This is a genomic window from Paraburkholderia atlantica, assembly GCF_009362785.1.
GTDB classification, from domain to species: domain Bacteria; phylum Pseudomonadota; class Gammaproteobacteria; order Burkholderiales; family Burkholderiaceae; genus Paraburkholderia; species Paraburkholderia atlantica.
Window position 1 is genome coordinate 1 of sequence record NZ_WHNQ01000034.1, and the last position, 15033, is coordinate 15033.

The 15033-nt window shown below is 61.3% G+C and carries 14 protein-coding genes and 2 pseudogenes; 10 read left to right on the plus strand and 6 right to left on the minus strand.

Translation table 11 applies throughout. From position 1 onward, the window contains the following. Positions 1–389 precede the first annotated feature (389 nt). The 3 genes from GCT19_RS32450 to GCT19_RS32460 all read right to left on the minus strand — a co-directional run bounded on the left by GCT19_RS32450 (position 390) and on the right by GCT19_RS32460 (position 1917). Complete coding sequence (locus GCT19_RS32450) at positions 390–839, minus strand: hypothetical protein (RefSeq protein ID WP_152854206.1); 450 nt, start codon at positions 837–839, stop codon at positions 390–392. Continuing rightward, positions 826–1392 carry a glycoside hydrolase family protein gene (locus tag GCT19_RS32455; RefSeq protein ID WP_152854207.1) on the minus strand — a complete coding sequence of 189 codons (567 nt, stop codon included), beginning with the start codon at positions 1390–1392 and terminating at the stop codon, positions 826–828. The genes GCT19_RS32450 and GCT19_RS32455 overlap by 14 nt, the downstream gene beginning before the upstream one ends. Positions 1393–1488: 96 nt before the next feature. Continuing rightward, positions 1489–1917: a hypothetical protein gene (locus GCT19_RS32460; protein ID WP_152854208.1), complete on the minus strand. Its 429-nt coding sequence runs from the start codon at positions 1915–1917 to the stop codon at positions 1489–1491. 208 nt (positions 1918–2125) lie between these two features. Here GCT19_RS32460 and GCT19_RS32465 point away from each other — a divergent pair. The 3 genes and pseudogenes from GCT19_RS32465 (at position 2126) to GCT19_RS32475 (ending at position 4420) form a co-directional block, all read left to right on the plus strand. Further along, positions 2126–2958 (plus strand): annotated as a pseudogene (locus GCT19_RS32465) (RNase A-like domain-containing protein). A gap of 7 nt (positions 2959–2965) precedes the next feature. After that, positions 2966–3262 carry a contact-dependent growth inhibition system immunity protein gene (locus tag GCT19_RS32470; protein ID WP_152854209.1) on the plus strand — a complete coding sequence of 99 codons (297 nt, stop codon included), beginning with the start codon at positions 2966–2968 and terminating at the stop codon, positions 3260–3262. Between the two features lie 297 nt (positions 3263–3559). Then, positions 3560–4420: an alpha/beta fold hydrolase gene (locus tag GCT19_RS32475; protein WP_408582405.1), complete on the plus strand. Its 861-nt coding sequence runs from the start codon at positions 3560–3562 to the stop codon at positions 4418–4420. 64 nt (positions 4421–4484) lie between these two features. Here the strand turns inward: GCT19_RS32475 and GCT19_RS32480 are convergent, their stop codons facing one another. Further along, the gene (locus tag GCT19_RS32480; RefSeq protein ID WP_018436573.1) at positions 4485–4886 is read right to left on the minus strand and encodes a hypothetical protein; all 402 of its coding nucleotides are present in this window, start codon (positions 4884–4886) and stop codon (positions 4485–4487) included. A gap of 385 nt (positions 4887–5271) precedes the next feature. On the opposite strand from GCT19_RS32480, the gene gltA reads away from it, so the two are divergent. The 4 genes from gltA to GCT19_RS32500 all read left to right on the plus strand — a co-directional run bounded on the left by gltA (position 5272) and on the right by GCT19_RS32500 (position 10472). After that, positions 5272–6570 (plus strand): citrate synthase, encoded by a 1299-nt coding sequence (gene gltA, locus GCT19_RS32485; RefSeq protein ID WP_152854210.1) that lies wholly within the window; start codon positions 5272–5274, stop codon positions 6568–6570. Between the two features lie 317 nt (positions 6571–6887). Next, a complete protein-coding gene (locus tag GCT19_RS32490) occupies positions 6888–9170 on the plus strand; it encodes an amylo-alpha-1,6-glucosidase (protein WP_152854211.1) in 2283 nt (760 codons plus the stop codon). Beyond that, positions 9167–9793, plus strand: a complete 627-nt coding sequence (locus tag GCT19_RS32495) for a DUF429 domain-containing protein (RefSeq protein WP_152854212.1) — start codon at positions 9167–9169, stop codon at positions 9791–9793. Before GCT19_RS32490 ends, GCT19_RS32495 begins: the two co-directional genes overlap by 4 nt. 22 nt (positions 9794–9815) lie before the next feature. Next, positions 9816–10472, plus strand: a complete 657-nt coding sequence (locus tag GCT19_RS32500; RefSeq protein WP_026229223.1) for a hypothetical protein — start codon at positions 9816–9818, stop codon at positions 10470–10472. 5 nt (positions 10473–10477) lie between these two features. Here GCT19_RS32500 and lhpH read toward each other — a convergent pair whose 3' ends face one another. Then, a complete protein-coding gene (gene lhpH, locus GCT19_RS32505; protein WP_152854213.1) occupies positions 10478–11485 on the minus strand; it encodes a trans-3-hydroxy-L-proline dehydratase in 1008 nt (335 codons plus the stop codon). 29 nt (positions 11486–11514) lie between these two features. Continuing rightward, positions 11515–12636 (minus strand): branched-chain amino acid ABC transporter substrate-binding protein, encoded by a 1122-nt coding sequence (locus GCT19_RS32510; RefSeq protein ID WP_152854247.1) that lies wholly within the window; start codon positions 12634–12636, stop codon positions 11515–11517. Positions 12637–12840: 204 nt separating this feature from the next. On the opposite strand from GCT19_RS32510, the gene GCT19_RS32515 reads away from it, so the two are divergent. The 3 genes and pseudogenes from GCT19_RS32515 (at position 12841) to GCT19_RS32525 (ending at position 15000) form a co-directional block, all read left to right on the plus strand. Further along, a complete protein-coding gene (locus GCT19_RS32515; protein ID WP_321576905.1) occupies positions 12841–13563 on the plus strand; it encodes a haloacid dehalogenase type II in 723 nt (240 codons plus the stop codon). Between the two features lie 57 nt (positions 13564–13620). After that, positions 13621–14054, plus strand: a pseudogene (locus tag GCT19_RS32520) (SDR family oxidoreductase). A gap of 91 nt (positions 14055–14145) precedes the next feature. Continuing rightward, on the plus strand, positions 14146–15000 hold the full coding sequence (locus tag GCT19_RS32525; RefSeq protein ID WP_152854249.1) for a MurR/RpiR family transcriptional regulator: 855 nt from the start codon (positions 14146–14148) through the stop codon (positions 14998–15000). The last annotated feature ends 33 nt before the right edge of the window (positions 15001–15033 follow it).

Here is a 15033-nt window from a genome sequence, read left to right on the forward strand (position 1 = left end):
AGCGGGGGCGGGGGCTGGGTTGTCTGCCGAATTGCATTCCACCTCATTGCATCACAGGTGCACTAGCGCGACAGTTCCGCGTTTGTGCGAAAGCGCGGCCACGTGATATTGACCCAGACGACAACACTCGCGCGGCCCGATGATGCAAGCATCGGCGCATGCGTATCTGCGCAGTTCAAGAAGCAAACGCGCCAGAGTGTGCTGATTGAGCTTGCTCATTGAACCGTTTTGGTGCGCGTCCGCGGCAGTTGCACGCCCATGCGTAACGCAGCGCTTCGGCCATGGCGTAGCCGCGAAGGCCGCATGGTGCCGGTTCGTTGCGTGACACGACGCGCGATCTGCAACGCCGAAGCGCCCAAGGTAAAAGCCCCGCCGAAGCGGGGCATCTACTATTTACGTTTCCCCAAGGCTTCCGCGAGCGCTGCACATTTCGGCTTGTCTGAAGTCTCGATATCATCAGGACAGGCGAGCCAACTATAAAACTCAAGTTCTTGCGCTGATATCTTTAAACGGCATTCTGCGATTTGAAAGTCCGTGTCCGGCGAATAGTCGTCTCCCCAATCATTGAATGCTTTTCCTAAAACATCGCAATCTGATTTGAGGCGACTTTGCCAAATATTGAAATTCCGATCTAGCGCGACTTGCTTTTCTCTTTTTGTCAATGGCCTGATTGCCTGATACAAACGCGTCGCTCCAGATAACGCGCGATCCGTATCAATCCTGGTGCAGGCCAGAAAGTCATCGCGCGTCTTTGCCTTGGCTTCGCAGGTCGCATCAGCAAATGCGGAAATCGAAACGCAACCAATGAGAGTTGCGGCTAAGACGTTAGTGACTCGCATCGTAGATTCCGTCTCTGAACATTTTTGCCTCAGCGTGTCGGCGTTTCAGTAAGCCGCCTGGGTGAGCCCCACTCGCACGGGTATTTTTCAATAATTTTGCGGGCACTCTGTCATAGTGACCAGTGTTTACCAGATTCAGCAGGCTTTCCTTGGTATGCCCCCGAACGTTATAGACAAAATCGACGAGTGAGTCATATTCGTATTGATAAAGCGGAAGGAGAATCCTTTGATTTATTATGCGCTCTACAACCTTGATATCCTCACGAATTAGCGCGAAGGCTTGAGGCACCGTGACACCCGCTAACCACGGAGTCTCCGATGCGGAGCCATTGATCGGCCCCATATGTACCAAATGGCCGTATCCGATCGTGGTATTTCCGCCCCGGCCGCCGCCATCATTATCGTAAAGGTGTGCACGAAATGCTTCCCACTGCGCGGTGAACAGAACCAGATTTTCGGTGACGGTCCACGGCTTGCCACGCCTGTCGCAACGCAGGTCAACGCACGAATGGGGGTTTGTGTCTGTTAGTGCGCTTCCAATTGCATCAGGCATTACGCCCCCTGTGACCAACGAAATGTGAACCAATCGGGTCCCGTTTGTACTGTAGCGCCCGGCGCGTTCCTGTGAACCTGCAATAGATAGCCGACATCAAGCCTCCCTGTGTCCAAGGTACACGGCTAGTTGCTGCCGGTCGCGTGTTCTGTGGCGGGCTGTACGTCCTGCGTGATCGGTAACACCATGTTTCAGTTCGCCCGACGGGAAGCGGACCGTATAGGGCGTCTGTGGAAGCGAACGGCCAGCGTTGTCGCGCAGCGTGAACTGCTGGTCGAAATGCTTCTGTGAGCGCTCGCGACAATTGCACGCCCATGCGTAACCCAGCGCTTCGGCCATGGCGTAGCCGGATTTCATCTTACGGACCCTGTCAAATGGAAAGAACTCGCCGGTTTCGGCGTTCAGGGCCTGTGCGTGCGGCATCGGCGGGAAGTTTGAGTAGATCGAATAGGTCATACGGCAAAGATCGCATTCTTCCTCGATGGTCGAATCCGTTCCACTGCTTTGCTGTTTAAGTTGCTCCATTACACTCCTCAAGAGTTTTCAGGCGATACCTCGCGAATTAACCATCGAAACAGACCACGGTCAACCGCGTTAATTCGGGATAAGCCCGTTTTGACAACTATTTACGATTTCGTTGATCGCGACGAGACATTAAAATCATCCATCGCCCATTCCGTGCCCCTATGGTCGCCTGCTAGCTTGGCAGTCCCAATAGCTACAGGAGTTCGGAATGTCGTATCAACAGGATCCGGATGGCGTGCGCGTGGTGCTCAGTGCGCCGCAACTGGCCGCGGTGCTCGCCCGCCAGTCGATCAGCCCCACGGAGATGCTTTCCAACCGTCTATGGGGCGGTTTGCAGGTTGTCGGCGGAGTGCTTGAAATGATCGGTGCGGGGGCTCTGTGTGTGCTGCCGGAACCGACGATGACGAGCAAGGCCGGATGTGTTGTGTTCGGCGTGCATGGATCTGATACGGCGGCGGCAGGTCTGCGTCAGATCTGGACGGGCCGGGATACTGCCACGCTGACCCAGCAAGGGACGACGAAGTTGGCCGAGGCGATGAAAGCCAGTCCCGACATGGCGAACAACATCGGCCTGTCAGCGATATGGCCGTGCCATTCGGCTTTGCTGGCTCGATCAAAGCAGCACGCGCGGCCAGTGTCACAATGGGCCGGATCAGGCTGATTGAACATGAGGCAAAGATGCTTCGCGGAGTGGGTGGACACACCATCGTGAAGCATGTCGGAAAAGATGAGGCATGGCTCAGGGACCGGCTGAAACGCGAACCCAAAAGAGACGTGGTATCGTCGTTTACGAACCTTGAACAGGCCGAACGCGCCATTTCGGAAACACTGCACGCCCACGCGGCAAGAATCAGGCAATGGTCTCAGACTGCATCCCCAAATACCACGATCACAGTCACCAAAGTCGTTTCCGGTGACATTGGTTACGGAATAGCTAGGGAAACTGGAAAACTTACTCGAAAAAACAAGGTTTTTGTCACGCTGAAGTACGAAACCTATAATGGAATGCCCTATTACGTCTTTACCGCTTACGTTGATTGAGAAAGAAATGGATTTATCAGAGCGCTATACTGCGATGGAGCATATATTCACTACCTATTTCGGCCAGGACTTCGACCTTTTTGGAAATACCGTCCCGGAAATTATCTCAAGCTACAAAAGAAATGAATCTTACTGGCATCGAAATTTGATCCGAGAATTAGCCTCGTTCAGGAGCGAGCACCCGAACGAGAATGATCTGGAAGCCGCATTCCAAAAATGGTTCCGTCGCGGATTTCGTTACGAGGTAGATGGTTACACGACTACCTCCTTCCTTGACGAGATACAGCGCCTCCTGAGCGAGTAGTGCATCTGTCGCCGGCGCGTGGACGATTCCATGTCCTCTGGCATGTCTTCACGCGCGGCAATGTTGGCATTTGATGCCATGGTGTCCGCATGGCCCAACTGATGAAGTGTTCTTAACGCGAATAATCCGCATGTCGCCACGCGTGGATGGATCGATGCCGCCCGACGCGTCGCCAACGCTTATGTGACAATACACATGGCTTCCCATTTTGATGGACGCCGGTACCCCATTTCCCAAAGCTCTCATTGCCGGCTCCGCACGCATTCGCGTGCCGACGTCGCGCCGCCCATACCACCCGTGAATCAATCCGTCTCCGCTTCGTCGCTGTCGTCATCGCCATCCTTCATCGAACTACGTAGCGGCTTGCGCATGCCTTACATCGAGGCCGGCGACGGCGAACCGCTGCTGTTCGTGCACGGCTCGTTGTGCGACTACCGCTACTGGCAACCGCAACTGGCCGGTCTGTCAAAGCGCTATCGCTGCATCGCGGTCAGTCTCACGCATTACTGGCCAGTCACCGACAGTGCGGCGGACCTGCCGTTCAGCTGGAGCAGCCACGCCGATGAAGTGGCGGAGTTCATCGCTGGTTTCGACGCCGGGCCCGCGCATGTGGTCGGGCATTCGCGCGGCGGTTGTGTCGCCTATCATTGCGCGCGACGCCATCCCGAACACGTGCGTACGCTGACGCTCGCCGATCCGGGCGGCCCGCTGCAGATCGCCGGGCGTCCGCCCGCGAGCTTGCCGGAGCCGGTCAACGCATTGCGCGCGAAAGCGGCTCAACTGATAGAAAGCGGCGAGGTCGAAGCAGGCTTGCAACTGTTCGTCGATTCGGTGAGCCGTCCCGGCTTCTGGGCGATGAGCACACCGGGCTTCCGCCGCATGGCGACCGACAACGCGCACACGCTCGCGCGGCAATTCCGCGATCCGCTACCCGCCTACGTGCCCGAGGACGCGGCCGACCTGCACTGCCCGGTGCTGCTGATCGACGGCGAGAAAAGTCCCGACATGTTCCACCGCACGGTGACGGCGTTGCAGGCATGGTTGCCCGATGCGCGCCGCGAAACGGTACGCGGTGCGTCGCACGGCATGAACCTCGCGCATCCGTCCGCGTTCAATCGATACGTGGATGAATTCATTCAGGCGGTGAGCGCGCGCTGAGGAAGTGAAGAAGATCAACGGCGATCGGCCGGCGCGCGTCGCCGCCGATCGCCCGTTGACTGCATCAAGACTTGCGATGCGCGTCCTTGTCGAGCGCGCGTTCGGCCGCTTCGCCGACGAGCCCGTGATAGTACAGATGCACGCCGATCGCGAGCGAATCGTTGCGGATTTCGTGGAACACCTTCCACGCCTTCACCGGGTCCGTGAACAGCAGATAGTGCGCTTCCCGCGCGATCAGATCCGCGACTTCATGCAGGCCGTGTCCATGCAGCACGTCGACGAGCGTGTCGAGACTGCGATGCGTGCGCGCGTCGGTGCGCGGATAGAGCATATGCAGCACCGCGACGTCCTGCGTCTTCAGCGCCGCCGACAACGCGACGACGATGTCCTGGTGATTCAGCGCGGTGACCGTGTGGCCTTCGGTATGGACATGATCCGGAAACAGCGTTTCGAGAGAGGCATTCATTTGTATTCGTCCTGCGTTTCTGTGTGATCAAAAAAGCCCGCTTCGAATCGCGGGCCGCAAGCATCAATGCACACACCGAGTATCGCAGACGGACCCAGCCCGACGCAGTCTGCTGGCAGCAAAACATTGTTGCAGCTGGTGTTCCGACTTTCGAACAACTTTCATCGGCAGCGCGATGCCAGCGCCCCATGCCAACAACGAATGTTGCGCACGCGGAGATGGTCTGTTGCGAGCAATCGACGCAATCAACGACACGCCGGCCCGTAGAATGCGCAGCGGAACCTGAGCATGCCTGTACTGGTTCGAGAGCGCCGCCGTCGCGCCTCGCCGTACGACCGCGATGCATGCCGGTACGACTGCGGTATCAAGCAAAAGGAACACGTAGATGAACTCGAAGTCACACGCAACGCTGAGCTTTTCCGACAGCGACCAGACCATCGATCTGCCGATCTATAAGGGCTCGCTGGGCCCCGACGTGATCGACATCCGCAAGCTGTACGGCCAGACCGGCAAATTTACGTACGACCCGGGTTTCATGTCGACGGCGGCGTGCAACTCCGAAATTACGTATATCGACGGCGACAAGGGCGAACTGCTGTACCGCGGCTATTCGATCGACAACCTCGCGCAGAACGCCGACTTCCTCGAAACCTGCTACCTGCTGCTGAAGGGCGAACTACCGAACGCACAGCAGAAAGCCGAGTTCGAGAACACCGTCAAGCAGCACACGATGGTGCACGAGCAGATGCACTTCTTCTTCCGCGGCTTCCGTCGCGACGCGCACCCGATGGCGATTCTGGTTGCCGCAGTCGGCGCGCTGTCGGCGTTCTATCACGATTCGCTCGACATCACGAGCCAGCAGCATCGCGATCTATCGGCGATCCGCATGATCGCGAAGCTGCCCACGCTGGTGGCAATGGCGTACAAGTACAGCATCGATCAACCGTTCGTGTATCCGAAGAACGATCTGTCGTACAGCGCGAACTTCATGCGCATGATGTTCGCGAACCCGGCCGAGGAGTACAAGGTCAACGACGTGCTGGTGCGCGCGCTCGACCGCATCCTGATCCTGCACGCGGACCACGAGCAGAACGCGTCGACGTCGACCGTGCGTCTCGCCGGTTCGTCGGGCGCGAATCCGTTCGCGTGTATCGCGGCGGGTATCGCGTGTCTGTGGGGCCCGGCGCACGGCGGCGCGAACGAAGCCGCGCTGAACATGCTGGAAGAAATCGGCTCGGTCGACAACATTCCTGAGTTCATCAAGCAGGTGAAGGACAAGAACTCGGGCGTGAAGCTGATGGGCTTCGGCCACCGCGTGTACAAGAACTACGACCCGCGCGCGAAGCTGATGCGCGAAACCTGCCACGAAGTGCTCGAAGAACTGGGCCTGCACGACGACCCGCTGTTCAAGCTCGCGATGGAACTCGAAAAGATCGCGCTCGAAGACGATTATTTCGTGTCGCGCAAGCTGTACCCGAACGTCGACTTCTACTCGGGTATCGTGCAGCGCGCGCTGGGCATTCCGACGTCGATGTTCACGTGCATCTTCGCGATGGCACGCACGGTGGGCTGGATCGCGCAGTGGAACGAAATGATCGCCGATCCCGAGCAGAAGATTGGCCGTCCGCGTCAGCTGTTCATCGGCGAGACGCTGCGCGAGGCGAAACCTGTCGCAAAGCGGTAACAGGCCGGATAGACGCCCAACAAAGCGTTTAACGACGGTCCCGAACCCACGGCTCACGAGGCCGTGGGTTTTTGCGTTCCGCGCATCCCGCCTGCACGTCCTGTGCCACCGAAAACGGCGTCAAAAAATGGCGCAAAAAGCCGAAACTCCTACGCGATAACTTCGTCTCACGCCCTCAGAGCCTCTACAATCGGATGGGCTGGCCAGCCAACCGGGGCCGGCCAACCGGGGGGCGGCCAAGCCGGCCGGCCCGGCGGCAATTCCGAGGCGAGACCCGAAGTGCAACTGAACGCAGCAGCGAATTCATAGGAGCGACCTTGAAACAGCAGCCAGAAGCCCTCGGCGGGCTGACCCACTCGGGCGGCGTCGATCATCGCGATCCCGAGCAGGACGGCGTCTTCATCCCGACGGAAAACCTCAACGTCGCGAGCGCCACGCAGCACGTGCTCAAGTCGGGCGACACCTTCATCGTCAACGATCCGCTCGGCGATATCACCGGCCACGACGACGGCCTGTTCGTCAACGACACGCGCGTGATGTCGCAACTGCGCCTGACCTTCGGCGGCCGCGCGCCGTCGCTGCTGTCGGGCAGCGTCAGCAGCGACAACGCCACGTTTACCGCGCATCTGACCAACCGCCCGCTGCCGCCGCTCGGTGGCGACAGCACGCCCGAAGGCGTGATCCACGTCCAGCGTGTGCGCGTGCTGTCGGGCACCGTGCTCAACGAGGCGATCGAGCTCACGAATTACGGCACGCGTGATGCGACCGTGCCGCTGTCGATTTCGTTTTCCAGCGATTTCCGCGACATGTTCGAAGTGCGCGGCCTGAAGCGCGACAAGCAGGGTCGCGTGCAGCCCGCGCGTGTCGAGAATCAGGAGGTGCTGCTCGGCTATGTCGGTCTCGACGACGTCGCGCGCAACGTGCAGATCGCGTTCTCGCCGCAGCCGGACAAGCTGTTCGCCGACCGCGCCGACTACACCGTCACGCTGCCCGCGCAGGCGTGCGTGTCGATCTACCTGTCGGTGGCCGTGCACGTGGTTCCGATGACCAGCAAGCCAGGCGCCGACGTGTCGCAGCCGGTGCACGCGCTGAGCGAAGCGCATATGTCGCAGATCGACGCGGAACGCCCGCGCGTCGGCCGTGCGGCGGTACGCGCGGCCCTGGTGGATGCCCATCTGGTGATGCGCGAGCGGCGCCGCGCGAGCGCGCGCGTGCGTTCGAGCAACCCGCTGTTCAACGCATGGATCGACCGCTCGTTCGCCGACCTCGAACTGCTGACCACGGATCTCGCGACCGGCCCGTACCCGTATGCGGGCATCCCATGGTTTTCGACCCCGTTCGGCCGCGACGCGGTGATCACGTCGCTGCAAACGCTGTGGCTGCAGCCGCATCTCGCGGCTGGCGTGCTGCGCTTTCTCGCCGAGCATCAGGCGCGCGAGAACTCGCCGTTTCGCGACGCCGCGCCGGGCAAGATCATGCACGAGATGCGCAAGGGCGAAATGGCCGCGGCCGGCGAAGTGCCGTTCGCGCTGTACTACGGCGGGGTCGACACCACGCCGCTGTTCATCGTGCTGGCCGGCGCCTATGCGGCCCGCACCGGCGACGTCTCGTTGATCGACGAGTTGTGGCCCGCGCTCGAACGCGCGGCGCAGTGGGTCGCAGGCGTGTGCGACAAGAACCGGTACGGACTGCTCGACTACCAGCGCGAATCGGATGGCGGGCTCGCGAATCAGGGCTGGAAAGATAGTCACGACTCGGTGTTTCATGCGGACGGGCGCTTCCCCGACGGCCCGATCGCGCTCGTCGAAGTGCAGGCCTATGCGAGCGCCGCGTTCGATACGATGGCGCGCTTCGCGAAGCTGCGCGGTCTGCGTGACGCGGCCGCGCAGTATGCGGAGCGCGCGAAGAAGATCCGTCGCTGCGTCGAAGAAAAGTACTGGATGGATGAGGTCGGCTTTTACGGCATCGCGCTCGACGGTCATGGCGAGCTGTGTCGCGTGATGGCATCGAACGCGGGGCATCTGCTGGCGTTCGGCCTGCCCACGCGCGAGCGCGGCGAAGCGTTGGTGCGCGCGCTCGACTCGACGCTGTTCCACACCGGCTGGGGCGTGCGCACGCTGGCGGCGAGCCAGGCGCGCTTCAATCCGATGGCGTATCACAACGGCTCGGTTTGGCCGCATGACAACGCGCTATGCGCGCGCGGGCTGTCGCGCTACGGCGCCAAGGCGTCGGCCGTGAAACTGCTGCAGGCGCTGTTCGAGGCCGCGGTCAATTTCGACATGCGCTTGCCGGAACTGTTCTGCGGCTTCCCGCGCCGCCGCGGCGAGCCGCCCACGGCCTATCCGGTCGCATGTTTGCCGCAGGCATGGGCGGCGGGCTCGCCGTTCATGATGCTCGAGTCGTGTCTGGGCATCACGATCGACGCCGAGCGCCGCGAAGTGCTGATCGAACAGCCGATGCTGCCAGAAGGTATCGACTGGCTCGAAGTCAGCGATCTGCGGGTCGGGGATGCGTCGGTGTCGATCACGTTCCGCCGGATCGGCGAGAAGGTGGTGGCGTCGGCGGAGCAGGGCGATGTGAGGGTGGTGGCGCTGCTTTGACGCCGCCGACGGTAGCGGGCATCGATATTGGCGGGGACCGCAAGGGCAACCATCTGGTCATCCTGCGCGGCACCCGGATGCTGTGCAAACTCGGCAACGCGAGCCCCGAACAGATGCTCGAGCGGTGCCGCGCGCACGAGGTGGCGGCGGTGGGCATCGATGCGCCCTGTCGTTGGCGAACGGGCGCCGCGGGAAGGCTGGCCGAGAAGGCACTCGCGCGGCAGCGCATCTTTTCGTTCGCGACACCGGCTCGCGAACTGGCGGCGGCCAGCAAAAGCGGCTTCTATGGATGGATGTTCAACGGCGAGCGCATCTACGACGCATTCGCCGCGCACTTTGCGCTGTTCGGCGGCGGTGAAAAAGTCACGGATCGCGTGTGCTTCGAAACGTTTCCTCACGCGATCACGTGCGCTTTTCTCGGCACGGACGTCGCGTCCGCGAAACAAAAAGGCCCGCAGCGCCGGGCGATTCTCGAACGGGAAGGCATCGCGACAGCGCCGCTGACATCGATCGACGATGTCGACGCGGCGCTATGCGCGTTGGCGGCACGTTATCTGCTGGAAGGCAGAGTCGATACATACGGTGACGAGTCGGGCGGATTCATCGTGGTGCCTCGACTTTGACGCTCACATTCTCGGAGGACGGGTGCACTTGGCACGACGTATTGGAGTATTGCTGCTATCCCTGGCGGCGTTGGGTTCGACCGCGGCGTCGGCGAACGACATTCAGTGTGCAACCACACAGCAACCCGCTGAGCGCGTCATTTGCGATCACGCGATCCTGAACAACGAATACGACGACATCTTCGCGCAGCAACAGGCACTGCTCGGCAGCGGCAAACTGTCGTCCGCGCAACTGGCGCAGTGGCGGCACGCGCGCAACGCCTGTATCGATGTGCACTGCGTGGATGGCGTGTTCGATAAGTGGAAGACGATGGCGCGCTCGCTCGAAGCGGGTCCTCAGGCGTCCGCGTCGGTCGTGGCGCCTTCGGAAACCGCGATGGCGCCTGTCGGACCCCATCCGGAAGCGCCTGCTGTCGCGTCCGCGCCTGAAGTGTCGCAGGCGTCCCAGGCCTTGCCGACATCGGAGGCTTCTCTGGTGCGTCAAGGCAGTGCCGCCGGTGTAGCGCTTCCGCAGCCGGTCGCGCCAGAGGCTTCCGCGCCGCTGGCTGCCTCGGCGGCGCCCGGTGCAACCACCAGCATGACCGGCATGGCCGGACTGGGTGGCGGCCTGATCGTGATCCTGCTCGTCGCGCTCGGAGCTGGCTTGTTCTTCGCGCTTCGGAACCGGAGGAGAGCTTGAGCCGATTATCGGACGAGGAAGCCGTACGTTAGCGGGTCACGCTCGTCCACGATCCAGGTTGCGAAGCCGTAAACGTAGGCGTTGCCCTCGACCTCGGGGATGACCGCCTTGAAGTCGCCGACGGTCGTCTCGCTGAGTACACGCCCCTTGAAGACCGTGCCGATGATGGACTCGTTGACGAGCGTCTCGTTCATGGCCAGTTCGCCGCGCAGATAGAGTTGCGCGACGCGTCCGCCGGTCCCTGAGCCGGTGGGCGAACGGTCCACTTCACGGTCGGCGAACACGCAACAGTTGGCTTGCGTCGAGCCTTCGTGCCGTGGCGCGTTGGCAATGATGGTCCCGTAGATGTGATTGATTTCCGGGATGTCCGGATGCTCGACCGGGTACGCGTCGTTTGCAGCTTTTTTGACCTCGGCGCCAAACTTGATGAGTTCCTCGACAGAAGACTCGCGGACTGGAAGACCGTGCGGCGCACCGTCCGTATAGAAGTAGAAGGCACCACCGAAGGCGATGTCACCCTTGACGGTGCCAAACGACGGCGTCTGAACCGTGACATCCCGCTTCCAGATGAACGACGGAACGTTCACGAAACGTACGTTGCCGGCGTGTTCGCCATCCCATTGCACGAAGGCCTCGATGAAACCACACGGAGCGTCGATGCCAACGCGCGTCTGCGGAATCTGGCGCTGAACCCAGCCCAACTCGACCGCCGCGGTGGACAACGCGATAACGCCGTGTCCGCAGTGGTCGCTATAACCCTCGTTGTGGACGAAGATGATCCCGAAGTCTGCCGTGGGAGTAACGGGTTCGGTCAGGTATCCGCCGTACATGTCCGCATGACCACGCGGTTCCAACATCAGTGCGGTGCGAATGTCGTCGGCGTTCTCTTTCAGCCACGCGCGACGCTTGACGATGGTGTCGCCGGGAACACGAGGCAGGCCGCTCGTAACGATACGGAACGCTTCGCCGCCGGTATGAACCTCGACCGTCGAAATAGTGCGAGTGATTTTCATGGCCGTGTAGGGGGTGACTCGATTGAACGTTACTGCCCGTACGGCACCGGAAGGCCGTTTCTGATCACATAGACGGTCGTGGGTGCGCCCTTCAGATCGCCGTTTTCATCGAACGAGTAGGTGCCTGCTACGCCCTTATAGTTGGTCTGTGCCAACTGGGCGGTGAGCTTTGCCTTGTCGGTCGTGGTGCCCGCTTTGACCATCGCATCGGCGAGCAGCTTTACACCGTCGTAATAGCTGACCGCATAGACCTGCGTGTCGGTGTTGAAGGCGGCTTTGTATTTCTGCAGAAACTCACGGCCGGCTGGGGTTTTGTCGAGCGCAATGCCGCCCTGGGCGCAATACACGATGGAGGCCGCGTCACCGGCGACCTTACCCATGTCGGCCGAGCAAATGCCATCGCCGCCAAGCAGCTTGGCACGCAGTCCGCGTGCGCGCATCTGCCTGGCCATCGGCGCGCCTTGAGCAGCGTATCCGCCAAAGAAGACGACATCCGGATTTTTGGCCTTGATGCTGGTCAGAATGCCGAGGAAGTCAGTCGCCGACGAGTTCGTGAACTGTTGGTCCACGATCTGAATTCCGTTTGCCTTGGCCTCTTTGATGAACTGCTCGGCCACGCCCTGCCCGTAGGCCGTGCGATCGTCGATCACCGCGGCGGTCTTGGCCTTCAATGTCTTGGCCGCAAACTGGCCCATCGTCCCGCCGAGCTGCTCGTCGCTCGCGCCGATACGGAAGATGTTCTTGAAGCCTTGCTTCGTCAGCGCCGGATTGGACGCAACCGGCAGCATCGGCACGCCGCCCGTGTTATAGACGCGCGACGCCGGAATCGCCACACCCGAGTTGTACGGACCCAGCACGGCGATCACGCCGCTGTCGACGAGTTTCTGCGCGACTTGAACGCCGATCTTCGGGTCTGCCTGGTCGTCTTCGGAGTCCAGTTTGAACGTTACCTTCTGGCCAGCTACCGTGACACCGCTCTTGTTGAGTTCGTCGATAGCGAGGCGGGCGCCGTTCTCGTTGTCCTTTCCGTTCGGCGCCTGCGGGCCCGTGAGCGGAGCGGAGTGACCGAGGGCGACCACCGATTGAGCGTTGACGGATGCGGACATGCCGGCGGCTGTTAGGACAGCCATTGCCATGACGACGGGTCGCATAAAGTCTCCAGGTGTTGGACCGGGGGTGACCAGATTAGCTCCGCTTCGTCGTCGGATCGCATTCGGGAAAACGCCAGGGTTGGTGAGCCAATGCGAGCGGACAACGGAAGTGAAGCTGTCGCTTCGCTGCTGCATTAAAGTTCTGATTGCGGCGGTTGCTCAATCCATTGTGGTCTTCATCATGGACATCTAACAGGAGGAGTCGTGAAACTGACCGATTTCGATGCACTGACTTTTGACTGCTACGGCACCTTGATCGACTGGGAGAGTGGCATCTTCGAAGCCCTGAAGCCTCTGCTGGAGCGAGCCAGCACGCCGCTCACGCGTGACCAGGTGCTGGAAGCCCACGCTCGCCACGAGTCGTCGCAGCAGAAATTCACGCCCGCGAAGCGCTATCAGGAACTGCTGTCCATCGTGTATAAGCGCATGGCAGAGGAGTGGGGCCTGCCCTCTACCCACGAAGAATGCGTGGCGTACGGCCGATCGATCAGAAACTGGCCGGCATTCCCCGATTCTGCAGCCGCGCTGCAATATCTGAAGCTGCACTACAAGCTGATCATCCTGTCGAACGTCGACAACGAAAGTTTCGCCCACAGCAACACCAGGCTGCAGGTTCAGTTCGACGCGATCATCACGGCGGAGGACGTCGGCTCCTACAAGCCGTCGCCGCGCAACTTCGAGTACATGCTTCAGAAGCTCGATCAGCGGGGCATCAGGAAGGCAAAAATCCTTCATACGGCAGAAAGTCTTTTCCATGACCACAAGCCCGCGAACGAGTTCGGGCTGGCGTCGTGCTGGATTTACCGGCGTCATTCGCAGCCGGGCTTTGGCGCGACGATGGACCCGGGCTCGCAGCCGAACATCGACTTCCGCTTCAACAGCATGGCTGACTTCGTCGACGCCCATCGTGAAGTGCTGGTGAAGTGAGTTGATGGGTCGCAAACATCGATCAACGACCAGTTCGCGCTCAATTTCACGGGTCTGTTGCTGACCATTCAGAAGGCGGCGCCACTCATCCCCCACGGCGGAAGCATCGTCGCCACCACGTCGTTCCTGAATGCGGTCGGTACACCCGGGCTGTCGATCTCGTCGGCCACCAAGGCAGCGATTCGCTCGCTGGTCCGCTCACTCGGTGCGGAGCTCCACCGCGCGGTATTCGCGTCAACGCAGTCAGCCCGGGGCCGATTGCCACGCCGTTTCATACGAAGCTCGGTCTGTCGGATGGCCAGCTGTCGGAAACGGCCGCTGCTATCCAGGCATCGGTGCTGCTCAAGCGCTTCGGCGAGGCCACGGAAATCGCGAAGGCCGTCCTGTTCCTGGCGAGCGACGACTCCTCATTCACAACCGGCGCCGAATTCGTGGTGGATGGCGGCCTGTCGGATGCGTCGACAATCCCGGGTCACTTCAGGGTCACGTAAGGGCATCAGAGCGTCTTCGCACCGTTGAAACACTGCTACCCGGTGGTAACATTTGTTGTCATCTCTCACGCCCGGCGCCGCGCCACCCAACATGCCAGACAGCTTCGATCAGCTCGTCGCCCTGATTCGGGCACGCTTCCCCGAACTGAGCCCGCAGTTCCAGATGGGAGCGGGCTTCCTGCTCGATCATCCCGACGAGGTCGCGGTGTCGTCGATGCGCAAGGTGGCCGAGCGCGCGCAGGTGCAGCCGGCGTCGCTGGTGCGGCTGTCGCAGCAACTGGGTTTCCCCGGCTGGAACGAATTGCGCGATCTGTTCGTCGCGCGCGTGCGCACGCGGCCCGAGCCGCTGACGAGCCGGGCGCGCTCGATGGTCAAATCGAAAGATGCGCTCGCGAACGACCTGCTCGTCGCGCAGCAGCACAATCTCGAAACGACCGCTGCGCATAACGGCCGCGTGATCGTCGAGGCCGCGCGGGTGTTGCGGCGCGCGCCGCACGTGCACGTGGCGGGCTTCCGCTCGTGTTACCCGGTGGCGTTCGGCCTCGTCTATGGCTACCGGCTGTTTCGTCCGTCGGTGTCGCTGCTCAACGGCGAGGCCGGCACGCTCGAAATGCAGCTGCGCACGATCGAGCGCGACAGCGCGACCATCGTCATCAGTTTCGCGCCGTATTCGGTCGAAGCCGCGCGTGTCGCCGAGGCCGCGCTCGAAAAAGGCAGCAAGCTGATCGCCATCACCGACAGCGCTGTGTCGCCGATCGCACTGAACGCCGACAAGGTGCTGACCTTCTCGCACGAAAGCCCGTCGTTCTTTCCGTCGCTGGTGGCCGCCACCGCGATCAGCGAAGCGCTGGTCGCACATCTGCTCGCGCTCGAAGGCGCGGATGCGCTCGAGCAGCTCGCGCTCGCCGAACAATCGTTGCACGCGAAGGGCGCGTACGTGCCTTGAACGATGGCGTGACGCACGCCACGCTGCAGCTGG

Bases quoted from the DNA above. Each gene is read 5' to 3' on its own strand.
- GCT19_RS32450 (WP_152854206.1), bottom strand. From the start codon at position 839: ATGCGAGTCACTAACGTCTTAGCCGCAACTCTCATTGGTTGCGTTTCG.
- GCT19_RS32455 (WP_152854207.1), bottom strand. From the start codon at position 1,392: ATGCCTGATGCAATTGGAAGCGCACTAACAGACACAAACCCCCATTCG.
- GCT19_RS32460 (WP_152854208.1), bottom strand. From the start codon at position 1,917: ATGGAGCAACTTAAACAGCAAAGCAGTGGAACGGATTCGACCATCGAG.
- GCT19_RS32470 (WP_152854209.1), top strand. From the start codon at position 2,966: ATGGATTTATCAGAGCGCTATACTGCGATGGAGCATATATTCACTACC.
- GCT19_RS32480 (WP_018436573.1), bottom strand. From the start codon at position 4,886: ATGAATGCCTCTCTCGAAACGCTGTTTCCGGATCATGTCCATACCGAA.
- gltA (WP_152854210.1), top strand. From the start codon at position 5,272: ATGAACTCGAAGTCACACGCAACGCTGAGCTTTTCCGACAGCGACCAG.
- lhpH (WP_152854213.1), bottom strand. From the start codon at position 11,485: ATGAAAATCACTCGCACTATTTCGACGGTCGAGGTTCATACCGGCGGC.
- GCT19_RS32510 (WP_152854247.1), bottom strand. From the start codon at position 12,636: ATGCGACCCGTCGTCATGGCAATGGCTGTCCTAACAGCCGCCGGCATG.
- GCT19_RS32525 (WP_152854249.1), top strand. From the start codon at position 14,146: ATGCCAGACAGCTTCGATCAGCTCGTCGCCCTGATTCGGGCACGCTTC.